Origin of the sequence: Streptomyces laurentii, from assembly GCF_040635425.1 — a bacterium.
Lineage (GTDB): Bacteria > Actinomycetota > Actinomycetes > Streptomycetales > Streptomycetaceae > Streptomyces > Streptomyces laurentii.
In genome coordinates this window covers 43058-63867 of the sequence record NZ_JBEYHT010000028.1, presented here as the reverse complement: position 1 = coordinate 63867, position 20810 = coordinate 43058, and the positions used below count along the sequence as shown (strand labels likewise).

At 73.1% G+C, this 20810-nt stretch carries 17 protein-coding genes and 1 pseudogene; 9 read left to right on the top strand and 9 right to left on the bottom strand.

Annotated features, from left to right (window positions below; all coding sequences use genetic code 11):
- Window positions 1-89: 89 nt before the first annotated feature.
- Together ABZ693_RS19105 and pta are read right to left on the bottom strand one after the other, a co-directional pair.
- Window positions 90-1358, bottom strand: a complete 1269-nt coding sequence (locus tag ABZ693_RS19105) for an acetate kinase (protein ID WP_359878423.1) — start codon at window positions 1356-1358, stop codon at window positions 90-92.
- A 56-nt stretch (window positions 1359-1414) separates the two neighbouring features.
- Window positions 1415-3526 (bottom strand): phosphate acetyltransferase, encoded by a 2112-nt coding sequence (pta, locus tag ABZ693_RS19100; protein WP_359878376.1) that lies wholly within the window; start codon window positions 3524-3526, stop codon window positions 1415-1417.
- Window positions 3527-4009: 483 nt separating this feature from the next.
- Between pta and ABZ693_RS19095 the strand changes: the two genes are divergently transcribed.
- On the top strand, window positions 4010-5035 hold the full coding sequence (locus tag ABZ693_RS19095; protein WP_359878373.1) for an ATP-dependent 6-phosphofructokinase: 1026 nt from the start codon (window positions 4010-4012) through the stop codon (window positions 5033-5035).
- Window positions 5036-5322: 287 nt separating this feature from the next.
- Window positions 5323-6381 (top strand): helix-turn-helix domain-containing protein, encoded by a 1059-nt coding sequence (locus ABZ693_RS19090; RefSeq protein WP_359878370.1) that lies wholly within the window; start codon window positions 5323-5325, stop codon window positions 6379-6381.
- Between the two features lie 228 nt (window positions 6382-6609).
- Here ABZ693_RS19090 and ABZ693_RS19085 read toward each other — a convergent pair whose 3' ends face one another.
- Together ABZ693_RS19085 and ABZ693_RS19080 are read right to left on the bottom strand one after the other, a co-directional pair.
- Window positions 6610-7326: a response regulator gene (locus ABZ693_RS19085; RefSeq protein ID WP_359878368.1), complete on the bottom strand. Its 717-nt coding sequence runs from the start codon at window positions 7324-7326 to the stop codon at window positions 6610-6612.
- Entirely contained in the window at window positions 7323-9233 is a 1911-nt protein-coding gene (locus ABZ693_RS19080) for a sensor histidine kinase (protein ID WP_359878366.1), read from the bottom strand. Before ABZ693_RS19080 ends, ABZ693_RS19085 begins: the two co-directional genes overlap by 4 nt.
- A 157-nt stretch (window positions 9234-9390) precedes the next feature.
- On the opposite strand from ABZ693_RS19080, the gene ABZ693_RS19075 reads away from it, so the two are divergent.
- The 5 genes from ABZ693_RS19075 to ABZ693_RS19055 all read left to right on the top strand — a co-directional run bounded on the left by ABZ693_RS19075 (window position 9391) and on the right by ABZ693_RS19055 (window position 13414).
- Window positions 9391-10773 (top strand): cation:dicarboxylate symporter family transporter, encoded by a 1383-nt coding sequence (locus ABZ693_RS19075; RefSeq protein WP_359878364.1) that lies wholly within the window; start codon window positions 9391-9393, stop codon window positions 10771-10773.
- A gap of 158 nt (window positions 10774-10931) precedes the next feature.
- On the top strand, window positions 10932-11405 hold the full coding sequence (locus ABZ693_RS19070) for a MerR family transcriptional regulator (protein ID WP_359878362.1): 474 nt from the start codon (window positions 10932-10934) through the stop codon (window positions 11403-11405).
- Between the two features lie 5 nt (window positions 11406-11410).
- Window positions 11411-11743, top strand: coding sequence for a thioredoxin (gene trxA, locus ABZ693_RS19065; protein ID WP_359878359.1), 333 nt, complete (start codon window positions 11411-11413; stop codon window positions 11741-11743).
- A 67-nt stretch (window positions 11744-11810) separates the two neighbouring features.
- Window positions 11811-12386: a hypothetical protein gene (locus ABZ693_RS19060; protein ID WP_359878356.1), complete on the top strand. Its 576-nt coding sequence runs from the start codon at window positions 11811-11813 to the stop codon at window positions 12384-12386.
- A gap of 86 nt (window positions 12387-12472) precedes the next feature.
- The gene (locus ABZ693_RS19055; RefSeq protein WP_359878354.1) at window positions 12473-13414 is read left to right on the top strand and encodes a nucleotidyl transferase AbiEii/AbiGii toxin family protein; all 942 of its coding nucleotides are present in this window, start codon (window positions 12473-12475) and stop codon (window positions 13412-13414) included.
- Between the two features lie 10 nt (window positions 13415-13424).
- Here the strand turns inward: ABZ693_RS19055 and ABZ693_RS19050 are convergent, their stop codons facing one another.
- Window positions 13425-13808: a hypothetical protein gene (locus tag ABZ693_RS19050; protein WP_359878351.1), complete on the bottom strand. Its 384-nt coding sequence runs from the start codon at window positions 13806-13808 to the stop codon at window positions 13425-13427.
- A gap of 178 nt (window positions 13809-13986) precedes the next feature.
- On the opposite strand from ABZ693_RS19050, the pseudogene ABZ693_RS36270 reads away from it, so the two are divergent.
- Window positions 13987-14322, top strand: a pseudogene (locus ABZ693_RS36270) (DUF7919 family protein); the annotation flags it as partial.
- Window positions 14323-14393: 71 nt separating this feature from the next.
- Here ABZ693_RS36270 and ABZ693_RS19040 read toward each other — a convergent pair.
- Window positions 14394-15023, bottom strand: a complete 630-nt coding sequence (locus ABZ693_RS19040) for a TIGR04222 domain-containing membrane protein (RefSeq protein WP_359878346.1) — start codon at window positions 15021-15023, stop codon at window positions 14394-14396.
- A gap of 287 nt (window positions 15024-15310) precedes the next feature.
- Window positions 15311-15907, bottom strand: a complete 597-nt coding sequence (locus ABZ693_RS19035; RefSeq protein ID WP_359878344.1) for a TetR/AcrR family transcriptional regulator — start codon at window positions 15905-15907, stop codon at window positions 15311-15313.
- A gap of 165 nt (window positions 15908-16072) precedes the next feature.
- Here ABZ693_RS19035 and ABZ693_RS19030 point away from each other — a divergent pair, with 165 nt between their 5' ends.
- Entirely contained in the window at window positions 16073-18601 is a 2529-nt protein-coding gene (locus ABZ693_RS19030) for an MMPL family transporter (RefSeq protein WP_359878341.1), read from the top strand.
- Between the two features lie 188 nt (window positions 18602-18789).
- Here the strand turns inward: ABZ693_RS19030 and ABZ693_RS19025 are convergent, their stop codons facing one another.
- Both ABZ693_RS19025 and ABZ693_RS19020 read right to left on the bottom strand, forming a co-directional pair.
- Window positions 18790-19425 carry a response regulator gene (locus ABZ693_RS19025; RefSeq protein WP_359878339.1) on the bottom strand — a complete coding sequence of 212 codons (636 nt, stop codon included), beginning with the start codon at window positions 19423-19425 and terminating at the stop codon, window positions 18790-18792.
- Window positions 19422-20645: a sensor histidine kinase gene (locus ABZ693_RS19020; RefSeq protein WP_359878336.1), complete on the bottom strand. Its 1224-nt coding sequence runs from the start codon at window positions 20643-20645 to the stop codon at window positions 19422-19424. Before ABZ693_RS19020 ends, ABZ693_RS19025 begins: the two co-directional genes overlap by 4 nt.
- Between the last annotated feature and the right edge of the window lie 165 nt (window positions 20646-20810).

The following is a 20810-nucleotide window of genomic DNA, read 5'->3' as shown; positions in this document are numbered from 1 at the left end:
GACTTTTGGGCGCTTTCCGATGGTCCTTTATCCGGCGACGGATCTCCGCCCACTCTTCTGCCCACTCTTCCGCGCGCCGCTCCGGCGCGTCACGCGACCCGCTCGCGCCGCACCAGCGCGTAACTCTGCCGCGCGATCTCCAGCTCCTCGTCGGTCGGTACGACGGCCACCGCCACCCGCGCGCCGTCCGGCGAGACGATCCGCGCCCCGGCCGACCGCTGCGCGTTGCGCTCGGGGTCCACCGCCAGGCCGAGGCTCGTCAGGCCGGCGAGCGCGGCCTCGCGCACCGGGGCCGCGTTCTCGCCGACCCCCGCCGTGAACGCCACCGCGTCCACCCGCCCGAGCACCGCGTAGTACGCCCCGATGTACTTCCTCAGCCGGTGGATGTAGACGTCGAAGGCGAGCGCCGCGCGCGCGTCGCCCGCGTCGATCCGGCGCCGGATCTCCCGCATGTCGTTGTCGCCGCACAGTCCGACGAGCCCGGACTTCTTGTTGAGCAGCGCGTCGACGTCCTCCGCCGACATGTCCGCGTTCCGCATCAGGTGGAAGGTGACCGCCGGGTCGATGTCGCCCGAGCGGGTGCCCATGACCAGTCCCTCCAGCGGGGTGAGGCCCATCGAGGTGTCCACGCAGCGGCCGCCCGCCACCGCCGAGGCGGAGGCCCCGTTGCCCAGGTGCAGCACGATGACGTTCACGTCCGCGGGGTCCCGGCCGAGCAGCCGGGCCGTCTCCCGGGAGACGTACGCGTGCGAGGTGCCGTGGAAGCCGTAGCGGCGGATCCGGTGGGCGTCGGCGATCTCGGTGTCGATCGCGTACCGCGCCGCCGCCTCCGGCATCGTGGTGTGGAAGGCGGTGTCGAAGACCGCGACCTGCGGCAGGTCGGGGCGCATCGCCATGGTCGTACGGATGCCGAGCAGGTTGGCCGGGTTGTGCAGCGGCGCCACCGGCACCAGACGCTCGATCTCCGCGCACACGTCCTCGTCGATGACGGTCGGCTCGGTGAACCGCAGCCCGCCGTGCACCACCCGGTGGCCGATGACGGCCAGGTCGGGGGAGTCCAGTCCGAGGCCGTCCGCCGCCAGCTCGGCCGCCACCGCCTTCAGCGCCGCCTCGTGGTCGGCGATCGGGCCGACCGTCTCGCGCTTCATCCCCGTGCCCTCGCCGTGGGCGGGGCGCAGCGGGGTGTGCACGAGCCGTGAGGTCTCCTCGCCGATCCGCTCGACCAGACCGACCGCGAGGCGTTCGCCGTCCGCCATGTCGAGCAGCTGGTACTTCACCGACGAGGAACCGGAGTTGAGGACGAGGACCCGCGTGGCGGTCGGCGGGAGCGGGGGGATCGCGGGCGCCGAAGGGAGCATCGGGGCGGGCGTCGGGGCGGGCGTGGCGGGGGTGGCAGGTGTGGCAGGTGTGGCGGTCATACGATCGACTCCTCGGCCTGGGCGGGGGACTGCGCGGGGACCTGGGCCTGGGCCTGGATCGCGGTGATGGCGACGGTGTTGACGATGTCGCTGACGAGCGCGCCGCGCGACAGGTCGTTCACCGGCTTGCGCAGGCCCTGGAGCACCGGGCCCACCGCGACCGCGCCGGCCGAACGCTGCACGGCCTTGTAGGTGTTGTTGCCGGTGTTGAGGTCCGGGAAGATCAGTACGGTCGCCTGCCCGGCGACCTCCGAGCCCGGCAGCTTGGTCGCCGCCACCGACGGCTCCACCGCCGCGTCGTACTGGATCGGCCCCTCGATCCGCAGCTCCGGGTGGCTCGCCCGGACCAGTCCGGTGGCCTCGCGCACCTTGTCGACGTCGGCGCCGGAGCCGGAGGTCCCGGTCGAGTACGAGAGCATCGCGATCCGCGGCTCGACGCCGAACCGGGCGGCTGTGGCGGCGGACTGGGCGGCGATGTCGGCGAGCTGCTCGGCGTCCGGGTCCGGGTTGACCGCGCAGTCGCCGTACACCAGGACCTTGTCGGCCAGGCACATGAAGAAGACGGAGGAGACGATCGACGCCTCCGGCTTCGTCTTGATGATCTCGAAGGCCGGGCGGATCGTCGCGGCCGTGGAGTGCACCGAGCCGGACACCATCCCGTCGGCCAGGCCCTCCTCGACCATCAGGGTGCCGAAGTAGTTGACGTCCGACACCACGTCGTACGCCAGCTCCACCGTGACGCCCTTGTGGGCGCGCAGTCGCGCGTACTTCTCCGCGAACGCGTCGCGCAGCTCGGAGGTCTGCGGGTCGATCAGCTGGGCATCGCCCAGGTCCACGCCCAGGTCGGCGGCCTTCTTGCGGATGGCCTCCACGTCGCCGAGCAGGGTCAGGTCGCACACGTCACGGCGGATCAGCACCTCGGCGGCGCGCAGCACCCGCTCCTCGGCGCCCTCGGGCAGCACCACCCGGCGCCGGTCGGCCCGGGCCTGCTCCAGGAGTTCGTGCTCGAACATCATCGGGGTGACCCGGCCGCTGCGGACGACCGAAAGGCGGGCGAGCAGGTCGGCGGTCTCGACGTGCCGCTCGAAGAGACCGATCGCGATCTCCGCCTTGCGCGGGGTGGCGGCCGTCATCTTGCCTTCGAGGGCGAAGAGTTCGCCGGCGGTGGGGAAGCTGTTGCCGTGCACGGAGACGACCGGCGTGCCGGGCGCGATCCGGGAGGCGAGGGTGAGGATCGCCTCCGGGGGCCGCTCGTCGAGGGTCAGCAGCACGCCCGCGATCGGCGGGGTGCCGGTCGAGTGCGCGGCGAGCGCCCCGATCACCAGGTCGGACCGGTCCCCGGGGGTGACGACGAGCGCGCCCGGGGTCAGCGCGGCGAGGAAGTTCGGCAGCGTCGCGCCGCCGAAGACGAAGTCGAGCGCGTCACGGGAGAGACCGGCGTCGTCGCCGAGGACGACGGAGCCGCCGAGCGCGTGGGTGATCTGGGCGACCGTCGGCGCGGACAGCGCCGGCTCGTCGGGCAGCACGTAGCAGGGCACCGGCAGCCGGGCGGCCAGCCGCTCGGCGATCACCTCCCGGTCCTCGGCGGCGACCCGGTTGACGACCAGCGCGAGGACGTCGCAGCCGAGCCCCTCGTAGGCGCGGAAGGCGTTGCGCGCCTCGGCCCGTACGGACTCGGCGCTCTGGCCCTTGCCGCCGACGACCGGGATCAGCCGGGCGCCGAACTCGTTGGCGAGGCGCGCGTTGAGGGCGAGTTCGTCGGGCAGCTGGGTGGCGGCGTAGTCGGTGCCGAGGACCAGGACGACCTCGTAGGCGCGGGCGACCTCGTGGAAGCGGTCGACGAGCCGGGAGACCAGTTCGTCGGTTCCGCGCTCGGCCTGGAGGGCGGACGCCTCCTCGTAGTCCATGCCGTAGACGGTGGCGGCGTCCTGGGAGAGCCGGTAGCGGGCGCGCAGCAGCTCGAACAGCCGGTCCGGACCGTCGTGCCGCAGCGGCCGGAACACCCCCACCCGGTCCACCTGGCGGGTCAGGAGCTCCATGACTCCCAGCTCGACGACCTGGCGGCCGTCCCCGCGGTCGATGCTGGTCACGTACACACTGCGTGTCACGCCGTGCTCTCCCTGTCCGAAGGGTCCGAATCCGGGCCCCGGGCCGCCGTCGCCCCGGGCTCGGCGCCCTCCGGGTCCCTGCCGTTCCGGACCGAGCCGGGTCGTCGTCAACCCAGTGCGTGCAAAACCCCTCCTCAGAGTGGCTCTGCCCTCTTGACATTACCCCTGGAGATCTCTGGGACGCCCGCCGGGCAGGGGCGGGGAAGACGGCGGGAAGAGAGCGGGGAAAAGAGCGGGGAAGGGGCGGGGAAAGGACGGGGAAAGGGGTGCGGCGGAGGGTCGGCGAAGGGCCCGGGAGGGTACGAGCCAGGGGGCGGCCGAGGCCCCGGGCGAAGGGCCCGCGCGCCCGGGACCAAGGGCCCGGGAGGACCCTTGACGCGGTGGGCGCCCGGAGTAGCCAGGGGCGCGCCCGCACGGCCGACCGTGTGAGAATCGACGCGGCTCACACGTACCGCTACCGAGCATGAGCAGGAGCACAGCACGATGCGCATCGGAGTTCTCACCGCAGGCGGCGACTGTCCCGGCCTGAACGCAGTGATCCGGTCGGTCGTGCACCGGGCCGTGACCCACTACGGCGACGAGGTCATCGGCTTCGAGGACGGCTACGCCGGACTGCTGGAGGGCCGCTACCGCACTCTCGACCTCAACGCCGTCAGTGGCATCCTCGCCCGCGGCGGCACCATCCTCGGCTCCTCCCGCCTGGAGCGCGCCCGCTTCCGCGCCGCCTGCGACAACGCCAAGGAACTCATCGAGAAGAGCGGCTTCGACGCCCTGATCCCGATCGGCGGCGAGGGCACGCTCACCGCCGCCCGGATGCTGTCCGAGGCCGGCGTCCCGGTCGTCGGCGTCCCGAAGACCATCGACAACGACATCTCCGCGACCGACCGCACCTTCGGCTTCGACACCGCCGTCGGCGTCGCCACCGAGGCGATGGACCGGCTCAAGACCACCGCCGAGTCGCACCAGCGCGTCATGGTCGTCGAGGTCATGGGCCGGCACGCGGGCTGGATCGCCCTGGAGTCCGGCATGGCCGCCGGCGCCCACGGCATCTGCCTGCCCGAGCGCCCCTTCGACCCGGCCGACCTGGTCAAGATGGTCGAGGAACGCTTCGCCCGCGGCAAGAAGTTCGCGGTGATCTGCGTCGCCGAGGGCGCCCACCCCGCCGAGGGCACCATGGACTACGGCAAGGGCGAGATCGACCAGTTCGGCCACGAGCGCTTCCAGGGCATCGGCACCGCCCTCGCGTACGAGTTGGAGCGCCGCCTCGGCAAGGAGGCCCGGCCCGTCATCCTCGGCCACGTCCAGCGCGGCGGCACCCCGACCGCGTACGACCGGGTGCTCGCCACCCGCTTCGGCTGGCAAGCGGTGGAGGCCGTGCACCGGGGCGACTTCGGCCGGATGACGTCGCTGCGCGGCACGCACGTCGATATGGTGCCGCTGGCCGAGGCGATCACGAAGCTGAAGACGGTGCCGGAGGACCGGATGCGCGAGGCCGAGTCGGTCTTCTGAGCCGGCGGGGCGGAGTCGTACGGACAGGACGCCGGGGACGGGTCGTCCGGGCGGGTCGTCCGGCCTCCGGGCCCGGGACCCAGGTCCCGACCTGTCCCGATCCGTCTGTCCCGATCCGTCCCGGATACGCAACGCACCGCGCGGACCCGTGTCCCCGATCGTCCCCCGTGAACGATCGGGGCCGAATCCATCCTTGAGCGCGGCGCCGCGGTCAACAAGGCTGGGAGCCTGTCCCGGACATGTCCCAACTCCGCCCGGGCCCGGTTCGCGGCGAAGGAGCGGCACGCATGACCAGGGGGAAGTCGGCTCCCGACGCGCGGGGCGCGCGGAGCCCGGCCGAGTTCATCGCCTGCCTCCAGGCCCTCAAGGACTGGTCGGGTCTCACCTACCGTCAGCTTTCGGCCCGCGCCGAGGCCCGCGGCGACGTGCTGCCGCGGTCGACGGTCGCCAACATGCTGGCCCGTACGACCGTGCCGCGCGCCGAACTCCTCGCCGCCTTCGTCCGGGCGTGCGGCGCCACGCCCGAGGCGGTGGCGGAGTGGGAGGCGGTACGGAAGGAACTGGCGGTACGAGGGAGAAGCGAGCCGCCGTCACCCGGAGCCGAGCCGGCGGACGGGGAGGGCGCGGAGGGCCAGGAGGCCCCGGAGGACCGGGACGAGGAGGACCGGGACGAGGAGGAGCGGTCGCTCGCCTGGCCCGTGCCCGAACCCGCCCCGGACGCGGGCGACACCACCCCCGCCCGGATACCCGCCCCTCCGCGTGCCCGGCTGCGCCGGCTCCTCGTCGGCGTGGTCGCCGTGACCGCGCTCGTGACCGCGACCGTCAGCATCGTCGTCTTCCTGCGCGGCGGCGACCCGGGCGGCCACCATGGCCCGCCCGTCCTCACCGCCCCCGCCGAGGGCCCGGTCCGGATCCGGGTGATCGGCTCGGACCTCTGCCTCAACGAGCGGCGCGGCGGCCGCACCGGCCAGATCTACCAGCGCTCCTGCGCGGGCGCCGTCGTCCCGTACTACTCGCTCAAGCGGCTCGACGGCGCGGACTGGCGGATCGTCTCGGACCACCCGGACTACGGACCCGGCTGCTCCGGGCTCCCCTCCGGTGGCCGCCCGGCCGAAGCGGCCCTGGAGGACTCCGAGTGCGGCGACACCAGCCGGGTCGAACGTTTCACCCTGGAGCCGTACGGCACTCCGGTCACCGGCTATCGGGTCCGCCCGGCCGGTTCGGCGACCCCGGACACCTGCGTCACCGTCCTCGGCGACCCGAAGGCCGAGTGGTCCCGGCTCGCTCAGTCGCCGTGCCGCGCGGACGCCCGGGGCCAGCTCTTCAGCTTCGACCGCTGGAGCTGAGCCCAGCCGGGAGCCCCGGCCGGCCGCGGCTCCCGGCTGCGGCGCAGGCGTACGACGACCAGTCGTCCGGAGTACGCCAGAGAGCCGACGGCCGGCACAGGAAGGCGACCAGGACCGGATTCACCCACGCCGGAACCAGGTCGTAGTCGGCGTGTCCACGCCCTCCCGCCGGTGCGTGCGGCGGCCCGGACCGGGCCCGGCCCCGGGGGCCCGGTCAGTGTCCCCCCGTCAGTGGCCCCGGGGCCGGCGGTCGGCCGCCGCGAGCCAGCGGTACTGGAGCTCGGGGCGGCCGATCTGCCCGTACTGCGGGGCCCGGACCGCCCGGCCCGAGGTCACCAGGTGTTCCAGGTAGCGGCGCGCGGTGATCCGCGAGATCCCGAGGGCCGCGCCCGCCTCCGCCGCCGTCAGCCCCTCGTCCGCCGCCCGCAGCGTCCGGGTCACCGCCGTCAGGGTCGGCGCGCTCAGCCCCTTGGGCAGCGCGGCGGGCTGCGGGGCGCGCAGCGTGGCGAGGGCCTGGTCCACCTCGTCCTGCCCCGACGCCTCCCCGGCCGCCGCCCGGAACTCCGCGTACCGGCCGAGCCGGTCCCGCAGCGTGGCGAACGTGAACGGCTTGAGCACGTACTGCACGACCCCCAGCGACACGCCCTCCCGCACCAGCGACAGATCCCGCGCCGAGGTCACCGCGATCACGTCCGCCGCGTGCCCGGCGGCGCGCAGCGACCGCAGCAGCTGGAGCCCGTGCCCGTCGGGCAGATAGAGGTCGAGCAGGATCAGGTCCACCGGCATCCGGTCCAGGATCCGGACGGCGGCGGCCCGCGAGTGCGCCACCCCGACCACCCGGAAGCCGTCCACCCGGCCCGCGTACAGCGCGTGCGCGTCGGCGGCGACGGGGTCGTCCTCGACGACCAGCACCCGGATGCCGTCGGCGGCTTCCCGGCCGGTCACGCGCGCACCTCCCCGGCGGCGCTCCGCACGAGCGGCAGCCGGACCGTGAACTCCGCGCCACCCAGCGGGGATTCGGCGAGTGTCAGGGTTCCGGACGCGCGGCTGACGGCCTGCCGGACCAGGGCCAAGCCGAGGCCGCGGCCGGGGCCGTGGGTGGACCAGCCGCGGTCGAGGACGGCGGCGCGGTCCTCCGGCCGTACCCCGGGGCCGGTGTCGCCGACGCGCAGCAGCAGTTCCCCGTCGTCGGCGAGGGCGGTCACGGTGACCCGGGGGCTGCGCGGGGCGGCCGGCGCGGCGGCGGTACGCGGGGTGGAGGGGAGCGGCTCGCGCGGGGCGGGGATGCCCGCGAGCAGCGGCGGCGCGTCGGGGCCGGCGCCGCCCTCCTTGTGGACCATCTCCTTCTCGTACGCCGTGCTCGCCTCGTACGCCGTCCCCTCGTCGTACGGCATCTCGTCCTCGTACGCGGTCTCGTCCAGGTACATCGTCCCGCCCGTGTGCGGGGCCCCGCCCGCGTCCGCCGTCGTCGCCCCGCCCGCCGCCTCCACCGCGTTGTCGACCAGGTTGCCGAGGATCGTCACCAGGTCGCGGGCGGCCAGGGCCTCCGGCAGCACCCCGTCGTCGATGCGGCTGTCCTCGGTCAGGACCAGTTCCACGCCCCGCTCGTTGGCCTGCGCGGCCTTGCCGAGCAGCAGCGCGGCCAGGACCGGTTCGCCCACCGCGTTCACCACCCGGTCGGTGAGCTCCTGTGCCAGCTCCAGTTCGGCGGTGGCGAAGCCGACCGCCTCCTCGACCCGGCCCAGTTCGATGAGGGACACGACGGTGTGCAGCCGATTCGCCGCCTCGTGGGCCTGGGAGCGCAGCGCCTCCGAGAACCCGCGTTCCGAGTCCAGCTCGCCCGACAGCGCCTGGAGCTCGGTGCGGTCCCGCAGGGTGACGACGGTGCCGCGCCGCTCGCCGCCCACCACCGGCCGGGTGTTGACCACGAGCACCCGTTCGTCCGTCAGATGCAGCTCGTCGACGCGCGGCTCCGAGGAGAGCAGGGCTCCGGTGAGCGCCGCCGGAAGGCCCAGTTCGGCGGCCGACCGCCCGACCAGACCGCTGTCCCCGGACCCGGACCCGGACCCGAATCCGGACCCGGCCCCGTCTCCCGTGAGCCCGAGCAGCTCCCGCGCCCCGTCGTTGATGAGCGCGATCCGCCGCTGCCCGTCCAGCATCACCAGACCCTCGCGCACCGCGTGCAGCGCGGCCTCGTGGTAGTCGTGCATCCGGCTCAGCTCGGTCGCGTTCATCCCCTTGGTGTGCCGGCGCAGCCGCGCGTTGACGACGTACGTCCCCGCGCCGCCGGCCACGAGCGCCGCGCACGCCATCACGAGCAGCGCCGCGACCTGCTCCCGTACCTGCTCGCTGATCCGGTCGATGGTGATGCCCGCGCTGACCAGGGCGATCACCCGGCCCCCGTCGCTGACCGGCGCCACCGAGCGGACCGAGACGCCGAGGGTGCCCAGGTGCGTCTCGGAGAAGGACTGCCCGTGCGCGGCGGGTTCGAGGTGCCCGACGTACGTGTGGCCGATCCGTCCCGGCTCCGGATGCGTCCAGCGCGTTCCGTCCGGCGCCATGATCACGACGAAGTCGACGCCGGTCCGTACCCGCAGCGACTCCGCGTACGGCTGGAGCCCGGCCGTCGGATCCGTCCGGTCCGCCGCGCGCGCCGCGGCCACCACCGTGGGTGAGGCGGCGACGGCGTTCGCGGTGGCCGTCGTCTGCCGGCGGGCGGTCTCCTCGGCCTGTTCGCGATCCGTCACGTACGCGAATACGGCGCATCCCGCGACGACGGCGGCCATCAGCACGACCTGCATGGCGAAGAGCTGACCAGCGAGGCTGCGGGGCCGGGAGAGGGGGAGGCGCATGCGAGCAAGTGTGCCCCGCCCGATTTGCTCCCCCGTGCGATGTGCCCGAATCGTTCTGTGAACGAAACGAACGCAACGGTGACGGCGGTCACAGCCTGATGGATAGTCGCGGGGGTCCACCGCGAGGTGGACACCCCCGAGTACGAGGAGGGAACCCGTGGCAGCCCGACGGGACCGCACCCACTATCTGTATCTGGCCGTCATCGGCGCCGTCCTGCTCGGCATCGCCGTCGGCTTCCTGGCGCCCGGCGTCGCCGTCGAGCTGAAGCCGATCGGCACCGGCTTCGTCAACCTCATCAAGATGATGATCTCGCCGATCATCTTCTGCACGATCGTGCTCGGCGTCGGCTCGGTCCGCAAGGCCGCCAAGGTCGGCGCGGTCGGCGGTCTCGCCCTCGGCTACTTCCTCGTCATGTCCACCGTGGCCCTCGCCATCGGCCTGGTCGTCGGCAACATCCTGGAGCCGGGTTCGAGCCTCCACCTCACCAAGGACCTCGCCGAGGCCGGTGCCGCGCAGGCCGAGGGCGCCAGCGAGAGCACGTCCGACTTCATCCTCGGCATCATCCCGAAGACCATCGTCTCCGCCTTCACCGAGGGCGAGGTCCTCCAGACCCTGCTCGTCGCCCTCCTCGCGGGCTTCGCGCTGCAGGCGATGGGCAAGGCCGGCGAGCCGGTGCTGCGCGGCATCGGGCACATCCAGCGGCTGGTCTTCCGCATCCTCGCGATGATCATGTGGGCCGCCCCGGTCGGCGCGTTCGGAGCGATGGCCGCCGTGGTCGGCGCGACCGGCGTCGACGCCCTGAAGTCGCTCGCGGTCATCATGATCGGCTTCTACATCACCTGCGCGCTGTTCGTCTTCGTCGTCCTCGGCGCGCTGCTGCGGCTGATCGCCGGCGTGAACATCTTCTCCCTGCTGAAGTACCTGGGCCGGGAGTTCCTGCTCATCCTGTCCACCTCCTCGTCCGAGTCGGCGCTGCCGCGCCTCATCGCGAAGATGGAGCACCTGGGCGTCTCCAAGCCGGTCGTCGGCATCACCGTCCCGACCGGCTACTCCTTCAACCTCGACGGCACCGCCATCTACCTGACGATGTCCTCGCTGTTCATCGCCGAGGCCATGGGCAACCCGCTGAAGATCGGCGAGCAGATCTCGCTCCTCGTCTTCATGGTCATCGCCTCGAAGGGCGCGGCGGGCGTCACCGGCGCCGGCCTCGCGACCCTGGCCGGCGGCCTGCAGTCGCACCGCCCCGAGCTGGTCGACGGCGTCGGCCTGATCGTCGGCATCGACCGCTTCATGAGCGAGGCCCGCGCCCTCACCAACTTCGCGGGCAACGCCGTCGCCACCGTCCTCGTCGGCACCTGGACCAAGGAGATCGACAAGGCCCGGGTGACCGAGGTGCTGGCCGGCCACGCCCCGTTCGACGAGACGACCCTCGTCGACGACGGCCACGGCGCGCCCGCCGGCGCCGATGCCGACGCCGACGTGCCGGACCAGCGTGGCGCGTCGGGTGACGGCGACACGAAGGTGCCCGCCGGCGTCTGATTTCCCCCCACGGGAGCGAACGCCCCCGGTCGCGAGCCGCAGCAGCGGCGCGTGGCCGGGGGCGTTCGCGTGGTGTGCCGCCCTTGCCCGTTCGCCCGTTCGCCCGTTCGCCTGGGCTCCTTGCCTTGACGTCGGCGTCAAGCCGTACGTTCGGGGACATGCGCATCGGCGAACTGGCCGAGCGGGCGGGGACGACCACGCGGGCTCTGCGGTACTACGAGTCCCGGGGCCTCCTCACCGCACGGCGGACGGAACACGGACACCGCGTCTACGACGAGGACGACCTGCGGCTCCTCCAGGAGATCCGGACCCTGCAGGACTTCGGGTTCGAACTGGAGGAGACCCGGCCGTTCGTGGAGTGCCTGCGGGCCGGCCATCCGGCGGGCGACGCGTGCCCCGCGTCGATCGCCGTCTACCGGCGCAAGCTCGCCGAACTCGACGGCATCATCGCCCGGCTCCAGGACGTGCGCGCCCGTCTGGGCGCCCAGGTGCTGCTCGCCGAGGCGGAACTGCCGGGCGGCCCCGTGCCGCGCTGCGCGCTCACACCGGACGACGACGCACACGATCACGATCACGAACACGATCACGATCACGATCACGATCACGAACACGAACACGGACTGGGAGGGTGAGGACGATGATCCGAGCGAAGGGCGTGGCCGAGGTCACCGACGCCGACTTCGACACCGAGGTGCTGGGCGCGGAGCTGCCGGTGCTCGTGGAGTTCACCGCCGACTGGTGCGGCCCGTGCCGTCAGCTGGCGCCGGTGCTGAGCGCGGTCGCGGAGGAGGAGGCCGGCCGGCTGAAGGTGGTCCAGATCGACGCCGACACCAACCCGGCGACCGTCATCCGCTACGGCGTCCTGTCCATGCCGACCCTGATGGTCTTCCGGTCCGGCGAACCCGTGACGTCGATGGTCGGCGCCCGCCCCAAGCGCCGTCTCCTGGACGAGCTGGCCGCCGTCCGCTGACCCGGGGCGAGGCGGTGCGAGGAAACCCCGTACCCGGGTGACGGCCCCCTCTGCCAGAATCGCCCGGGTGTACGAGACGCATGTGACGGTCCGTTGTCCGAGCGAGGCGGAGGCGGCCCGGCTCGGCGCGTGGGCGGCGGAGCGGGGCCTGAAGCTCGGCACCATCGTCCTGGCCCGGGGCCGGATGACCGTCCAGCCGATGCTGACCCTGCCCGACCGCACGGGCCACCCGGCGGTCGTGGCCGGGCTGCGCGCGGCCGGGTTCGAGCCGGTGCGGGTCAAGGTCGAGACGGTGCCGTGGAGCACGGAACCGGCGGGCCCGGGCGGCGGTTACTTCGAGCATCACGTCAAGCTGGCGCTGCCCGCCGGCCACGACCGCGCCGCGCTCGAAGCCCTCGTCGTCCCGTACGGCGCGCACGTCTCGTGGAACGCCCGCCGGGTCCTGCCGGGCCCGGGCGGCCGGCACGAACGCTTCGTCACCCGGCGCCACCCGGGCCCGGCGGCCGAGGCGGCCGGGGCCTGCGACACGTTCACCGCCACGCTGCTGGCGGCCGGATACGAGGTCGTCGCCGAAGAACGGGAGCTCGTCCTGTCCGACAGCGATCTGTCGGTGGACGAGGGCTGGCTGGAGGCGAGCGCGTGAGCGGCGACGCCCCGTGGTTGCCGGCGCCGTCGATGCCGTCCTTCCCGAGTGCCCAGACCCATGCCCGCGCCGAAGAGGAGTACCGCATGAGCCGCCTGCCCGTCACCCTCACCGCCGGCGTCGGGGAGGCGGCCGTCCGGCACGGCGTCTTCGACCCGGCCCTCAAGCAGTTCGACGACGCCTTCCGGCCCGGCGACGGCGTGGTCGAGGATCCCGGCCTGCGGGCCCGCTGGCAGACCGCCCGCCGCTCGGCCCTCGACCTCGTCCTCGCGGCCGTCGCCGGATCGCCGTGGGCGGACTCGCTCGTGCTGCGCGGCAGCATGCTGATGTCGGCCTGGTTCGGCCCGGCCGCCCGCGCCCCCAAGGACATCGACTTCGTCGTCGTCCCCGACACCTGGGGCATCGAGGACGCCCGTACGGACGCCATGCTCGACGGCATCGCCGAGGCGGCCGAGCGGCTCGCCGCCGAGCGTGGCACCGGACTCGCGCTCTCCGCCTCCGAAGCCGTATCCGAGCGCATCTGGACGTACGAGCGGGTCCCCGGCCGGCGCCTGGTCATCCCGTGGACGGCCCCGGGCCTCCCCGGCGGCCAGGTCCAGATCGACTTCGTCTTCCAGGAACCCCTCCCGACGCCGCCGCGCCGGACCGAGGTCGCGGGCGTCCGCGTCCTCGCGGCCGACCGCGAACTCTCCCTGGCCTGGAAGCTCATGTGGCTGGCCTGCGACCTGTACCCGGCGGTCAAGGACCTCTACGACGCGGTCCTTCTCGCCGAGCACAGCGCGCTGCGCCTCCCGCTCCTGGAGACGGTGATGCGCACGGCGGACGAGTGGCCGGGCAACCGGGACGAACCCCTCGGTCTCCCCGTGTTCGAGACCGCCGCCCGTGAGGTCGACTGGAACACCGACCTCGACGCCGAGGCCGGCCGTTCGGAAGGCATCGCGCCCGCCCCCGAGGTCCTGGCCGCGCGCCAGGCCCTCGCCGACCGCCTCGTCACGGCGCTCGCCCCGCTCTTCGAGGACGGCTCCTGATTCCTGGGGCTCAGGAGCCCGGGGCGGCGTCCGGGAGGGGATCGGCGATGAGGGTGGTCAGAAGGCTGTCGGTGCTTTCCGCCCTCACCAGCGTGCAGGCCGTCACCCGGGCCCGGTAGACGCGCTCGACGGGGAGGGCGGCCGACGGCCGGGTCGGGTACGCGGGCACGTCGAAGAAGGCGACGGCGCCGACTCGGTGGGCGGTGTGCCGCTCGTTCATGTACCGGATCCCGGTGTCCAGGTCGAGCACGACCGGAATCCGGAACGGCTCGCCCCGGTTGGGGCTCCCGAGCTTGCGCTTCTTCTCGGGCCGGGTATCGGCGAACTCGGTCACCTCGATCACGTGGCCGACGGGTATCGCCGCGGGATAGTTGAGATGGATCGTCACAGACATGCTCCGAGCGTATCCACGCCCCCGCTCTCCAACGCCTGTTCGGCGAGGACGCGTTCGGCGATGATGAGCGGGTGTTCCACGAAGATCTCAGCGAGTACGCCTACGGGCACAGGGACCACGGCGGCGGGGGCCGGACACCGTCGGGGGGCCGGAGGGTGGCCGGGAGGCGTTCCGCCCCGCGTACCGCCGTCTGAACATCGGCTGGCTGAGCGCGCGCAAGTGGTACTGCCCGGGCGCCCGCAAGCGGTACCCCCGCGGTCCTCTTCCCGAGGGTTTCGCGGAGAGACTGGAGGCCGTCCGGCGGGTGGACTTCTACCGTGGCTTCCACGTCTGCAACCTGTGCCTGCGGGCCCGGTCAGGGGCCCCGAGAGGGAACGGGGAGATACGGGTCCCGGGCGAGTCCGGCATCACGTACGCCGCCCCGGACCTGATCACGCACTACGTCGCGGCGCACGGCTACCGTCCGCCCCAGGTCTTCGTCGACGCTGTCCTCGCCGCCGACCTCGGCGCGTAGGTCACCGCGCGCCGGCCCTTTCCGGGGCCGGGTCACGCCGGCACCGCGCCTTCCCGAGCGGGAGCGCCCCGTCACCCGCCGCTGCTCTCGCTCCCGCCCGATCCGCAGCCGAAACCGCCGCCACCGCTCCCACCGCCGTCGAAGCCGCCGTCCGAGTCGTGGTACTCGCGGTCGCGGTCGAGGGCCCGGCCCATGCGGACCAGGGTGCGGCCGAGGCCGGCCGGGAGGGTCTGGACGCCCGACGGGCCGTACTGGGTCGGGCCGGGGTCGAGAAGGGCGGCCGGACCGTCGAGGACGTACGCCGGGAGGAGAGCGTCCTCGGCCCTGGCGGCGTCGAGGCGCCGCCGGCCCGCCCGGGTGGGCCGACGGCGCCAGTCGCGGATCAGGCCCAAGGCGAGGAGCCGGGCGGCGAGTTCGGCGACCTCGGGGGAGTTCCGGACGGCCTCGACCACGTCCCGCACGGGTTTGCTGCGGGGGCAGGCGGTGACCACCGCGCGTTCGACCGGATGCCCGGGACGCTCGTCGCCGACGACCCGCAGCCGGGCGGTCCCCAAGGACAGCATCCCGCGCGCGGTGAGCGCGATGACGGCGCTCTCCGCGACCCGCAATGTGCCGCCCGCGAGGAAGGCGTACGCGTACGCGTCCAGTTCCTCGCCGGCGTCCCCCGCGTCCGTCCGCCGGCGTGTACGTGCCCGAACCATGCGCTTCCCCCCTCGTACGGTCCCACCGCCCCGTTCGCATGGTCCTCCCGGAATCGCGGCTACGGCACCGCCCGCGAACGAATCCGGGTCCGGCGGGGGTCCGGCGGCCCGTGATTGATCTTGCTCGCGCAAAGGACCGTTTGTGGGAGTGGAGTTCGCGTGTGCAGTCCATGACTCTTGCCCGCGTATGAGCCGGCGGCGGTCCGGGGCACGGTCCGGGGCGGCTCAAGATCGGGCTGCCGGGGCTTCGCTGTCGACGGGCCTGCGAGCCGCCCGGGAGGAGTGCGTCACGGGCGCTTCGGCGAGTCGTCGTCCGCGAGCAGTCGACGCGTCGCTCCCGACGCGAAGTCGGACACGGTCGCCAGGTCGTCGCCCTGGTCGATTCTGCGGATGCACGCGTCGACGACGGCCTGGAGCACCGCCACGGTCAGCTCGGGCTGCGGCTGCCCCAGTTCGCGTACGACCCGGGCGAGCGCTTCGTGGAGCGAGACGTGCAGATTTCTCACCCGCTCCCTCGCTGACGGGGAGAGTGAGCCGCGCGAGAGCGCGGCCCGCCAGCCGTGGGTGCCTCGGGCGGCCTGTTCGAGGTTGGCCCGGACGTAGGCGGCGGCCTGGGCGGTGGGCGTGGTCTCGGCCGCGATGGCCTGCTCCACCGCGTCGATCCAAGCGGGGAATTCGCGGGTGACGACGAGTTCGAGCAGGTCGTCGATGGAGTTGAAGTAGCGGTAGATGCTGTTGCGGGCGATCCCGGCTCGCGCGGCGACCGCTCCGGCTGTGAGGGCTTCGGCGCCGCCCTCTTCCAGGAGCTCCTCGGCCGCGTCGATCAGCTGGGCGAGCCGCTGAGCGCGGTGCTCCCGGACGCTGCCGGCCTCGATCTTGGGCATTTTCTCCGCTTCACCTCGGTCGCTGTGCCGTCTCCCGCCAACCTACCCCCACGCCCGGGCGGCCGAGGGGGCGTGTTAGCTTGACGCAACTTAGAGACACCCTGTCCCTAAGTTCTGTCCGTGCTTCCTGCCGAAGGCTGCCCGATGCAACCGAAGAACTCCCCTGTGCTCCGAAGCCTCCTGGGATCGAAGAAGCGTGCCGCCGTGGTGGTGGCCTTCTGGGTCCTGATCGCGGGCCTCCTCGCCGGTGTCGCCCCGGCCCTGGAATCCGTCGAGGACAACGCGTCCGCCAACCTGCCGCCCGCCGCCTCGGACTCCATGAAGGCCCGCGATCTCGTCCGCGCCCAGCTTCCGGGCCAGGACGCGACGCCGGCGATCATCGTGGTCCGCGGCAAGGGCACCGACGCCGCGGCGAGCGCCACGCAGGCGGTCGCCGCCATCACCTCGGCCCTCTCCGGAACCAGCCGGCCCGACCACGTCGCGGGCGTGGTCTCCACGGTGAACGCTCCCGATGCCGCAGCCGAGCTGGTCTCGCAGGACCGTAGTGCTCAGCTGGTCATCGTGCCCATGAAGGGGAGCCCCTCGGAGGAGTCCTTCCGGAACACGGTCGACGAGGTGCGTGCCCTCGCGTCCGACCGTGCCGGGCCCACCGAGGTCGCCGTGACCGGTCCCGCTGGGATCGCCACCGACACCGTGAAGGTCTTCAGCGGCGGAGACAAGGTCCTGCTGCTGGCCACCATCCTGCTCGTCCTGATCATCCTGCTGGCGATCTACCGCTCGCCCCTGATGGCGCTCGTACCGCTGCTCGCCGTGGGCGTGGCGATGCGCGTGGCGGAGACGCTCGGCGCGATCCTCGCGGACGCCGGGGTCATCACGGTCAGCTCCCAGACCGCCTCGATCATGACCGTGCTGCTGTTCGGCGTGGGCACGGACTACGCGCTGATCATCACCGCCCGCTACCGCGAGACCCTGCTCGACGAGCCGGACCGCGCCCGCGCGATGCAGACCGCGGTGCGCCGCACCGCCGAGTCCGTCCTCGCCAGCGCCTCCACCATCGTCCTGGCCATGTTCGCCCTGCTCGTGGCCGTCTCCCCGGCACTTCACGGCTTCGGACCGTACCTCGCCCTGGGCGTGGCCGTCATGGCGCTGGTGGCGTTCACCTTCATCCCCGCCCTGGTCCTGCTGCTGGGCAGGGGCGTGTTCTGGCCCGGGGGCGTGGACAAGGCCGCCGAACGCAGCCGCGGAGCGGGCATCTGGCACCGCGTCGCCGCCCTGGTCGCGCGTGCCCCGGTCAAGGTGGCCTCGGCCGTGATCGCACTGCTCGTGGTCCTGAGCGCGGGACTGCTCGGCTACCAGGAGAGCTTCAACACCCTCAGCGGCTTCCGCGCCGCCACCGAGTCGGAGCACGGGCAGCACCTCATCCAGGAGGAGTTCGGGCCCGGCGAGATCGCCCCCAGCACCGTCGTCGTCCATTCCCAGGACAGCCTGCGCTCCAGCCCCGCACCCGCCGGCATCGCCACCGCGCTCACCGACGCCGATCACGTCAGCCGCGTCGCGGCCCCCCGCATGGGCAAGGACGGCAGGACCGTCTTCTACGACGTCGTCCTCGACCTCGACCCGTACAGCTCGAAGGCACTCGACGCGATCGACCCCCTCAAACAGGCCGCGCGGGACGCGGCGGCGGGGGCCGGACTGCGGGACGCCACCGTGTACGTCGGCGGCGAGAGCGCGCAGAACGCCGACATCCGCTCCGCTCTCGACCGCGACACGACCCTCATCGTGCTCCTGGTCCTGGCCATCGTCACCGCGGTCCTGATCCTGCTGCTGCGCTCGCTCCTCGCCCCGCTCTACCTGGTCGCGACCCTGATCCTGTCGTTCCTGGCCACCCTGGGCGCCACCACCTTCTTCACCGTGACCGTCCTGGGCGACGACGGCATCGGCAACCGCGTCACCGCCTACGTCTTCGTCTTCCTCGTCGCCCTCGGCGTCGACTACAACATCTTCATCATGAGCCGGTTCAAGCAGGAACTGCGCACCCAGCCCCCGGCCAAGGCGATCACCGCCGCCCTGACCCGCACCGGCGGCGTCGTCTCCTCCGCCGGACTCATCCTCGCCGCGACCTTCGCCGTCCTGATGACCCAGCCGATCCGCGAACTCTTCCAGTTCGGCTTCGCCATGGCCTTCGGCATCCTGCTGGACACCTTCCTCATCCGCCCGCTCCTGGTCCCCGCCCTCGTCCGCCTGCTCGGCGACCGCGCCCTGTGGCCCGCACGCCCCGGCAACCCGCAGACGCCTTCCACTCCCGCCTCCGAACCGCCCGCCGCCGACGTGCCGGCCGCACGGGCCGCCGAAACCGGCTCCGGGCGCCTGCTGCGCGCGTTCACCTGGATCGCGGTCATCGAAGCGTGCACGTGGGCCGGTCTGCTGGTCGGGATGTACCTCAAGTACGTTCCCGAAACCACCGAACTCGGCGTACGGATCTTCGGCGCCGTCCACGGCGCCGCCTTCATCGTCTACGTGCTCCTGACCGTGCTGGTCGCGATCCGGCTGAAGTGGCGGCTGGGCAGGACCACGATCTTCGCCCTGCTGGCCGCCGTACCCCCGTTCATGACTGTCGCGTTCGAAGTCTGGGCCCGCCGCACCGGCAGGCTTCCCCAGCCGGCCGCGGCCCCGAGCCGGACTCCCGCCCTGTAGCCGCCTGCCGCACGTCGCAGTGGGGCTCGGTCGGCGACGGCGGTGTGCTCACCGCCGTCGCCGTACGGGCAGATCAGGTAACGGGAACCGGGCATCCTGGCCCGGGGCGGCCGGGTCGAGGTGGTTCGTGTGCGGACCGAACCGGCCCTGCGTGTTCCCATGGTCCAGAGCGGCGGGCACCGGGCCGTTCAGCGGCGGATGAGCCCGAGGTCGGTGGCGGTGGCCACGGCGGCGGTGCGCGAGTCGGTTCCGAGTTTGGCGTAGATGCGGGCCAGGTGGGATTTGACGGTGCCTTCGGTGAGATGGAGCCGTTGGCCGATCGTCTGGTTGGACAGGCCCTCGGCGACCAGAGAGAGGACTTCGGTCTCGCGTCGGGTCAGTGACGTGGCGGGGGCACGGAGGCGGTTCATGAGCCGGTCGGCGACGGCGGGCGCCAGGGTGGTCCGGCCGGTGAAGGCGGTACGGACCGCGGCGGCCAGGTCTTCGGGCGGGGCGTCCTTGAGGAGGTAGCCGGTGGCGCCGGCCTCGATGGCGGGCAGGGTGTCCGCGTCGGAGTCGTAGGTCGTGACGACCAGCACGCGCGGGGCTCCCGGACGCGCGGTGATCTGTGCGGTGGCTTCGGCGCCGCCCATGCCCCGGCCGAACTGGAGGTCCATGAGGACGACGTCGATGTCGCCCTGGGCCGCGCGGGCGACCGCGTCCTCGGCGGTGGCGGCCTCGGCGACGACAGCGAGACCGGGCTCCGTCTCCAGAACGGCACGCAGCCCGGCCCGTACCACCGGGTGGTCGTCGGCCAGGAGCAGGCGGATGGGGTGATCGGTCACCGGTGGTCCTCGCGTTCTGTGTCGGCGGGGGCGGACAGGGGCAGCTGGGCAGCCAGCGCGGTGCCGCGGCCGGGCGCGGATTCGACGGTGAGGGTGCCGTCGAGAGCGTGCACGCGGGCGCGCATGGCGGCCAGGCCGAAGCCGCCGCTGCCAGGGTCGGGGGCGGGAAGGCCGTCCGGGTCGAAGCCGGCGCCGTCGTCGACGACATCGAGGGCGACATGGTCACCGAGGTGGCTGAGGGTGACCTCGACGCGGGTGGCGCCGGCGTGACGGACGGTGTTGGCGAGCGCGGACTGGGCGACCCGCAACAGCGCGACCTCGTGCGCGGTGGGCAGCGGCACGGGTTCACCGGTGACGTGGAAGCGTGCGGTGACGGGGTGGCGGGCGGATGTGGTGGCGCACAGACGTTCCAGGGCGCCCGCCGCGGTGGAGTCCTCCAGGGCCGGCGGCGTGAGTGCGGCGACGAAGCGCCGGGCTTCGGCCAGGTTGTCCACGGCGGCCTGGCGTGCCTGGTCCACGTAGCGGGCGGCGGGGCTTTCCTCCGCGCTGGGCAGCGCGCGTTCGGCGGCGCGCAGCAGCAGCTGGATGCTGGACAGGCCCTGGGCGAGGGTGTCGTGGATCTCGCGGGCCAGGCGTTCGCGTTCGGCCAGCACGCCGGCGGTGTGCTGGGCGCGGGCCAGGTCGGCGCGGGTCGCGGTGAGTTCCTCGATCAGCTTCCGGCGCTCTTCGCTCTCGCGGTACAGGGCCTGGTAGCCCCACACCACCGCGACGGCCACGGCCGCACCCAGGGCGGGACCGATCACCATGGCGAGGCCGAAGGAACCCTGGTGGGCCGCGAATCCGGTGACCGCCACGAGCGTGGTCGCGGCTACGGCGGCCAGGCCCGCGCGGCGCGGCAGCAGGTGGAGCTGGAGGAAGAACAGCGGGAAGGCCACCCAGACGGCGTCGGCGGACAGTGTCAGCAGCACCAGCCAGCAGGCACCCACGGTGAACAGCCAGACCGCGGCGGCCCACGCGGAGCGGCGGATACGCGGCAGGGCCGGCCCTGCCGCGTACACCACGGCGCACATCGCGGCCACGGCGACGGTGATCGCGGCGTGCGGCTCGCTGTCGGCCACGGCCCGGCCCGCCGCCAGGACGAGAAGCGCGACGATCAGCAGGTGCAGACACCAGGCCAGTGCACGGGTGGTCGGGGTCAGGGAGGGAGCGGTGGTGTTCACAGTGCCTCCAGCCTAAGGACGCACGCCCCGACGCGGCCTCCATCGAAAGTTACAACTCGCGCGCCGTCCTTCGGCCTGCCAAGTGCAGTCCTGCGCCGGATGTGCGCACGGGGGGCTGACGGCGATGGTGGGGGCATACCGCTTCCACCGCCAGAAAGAGGCAGG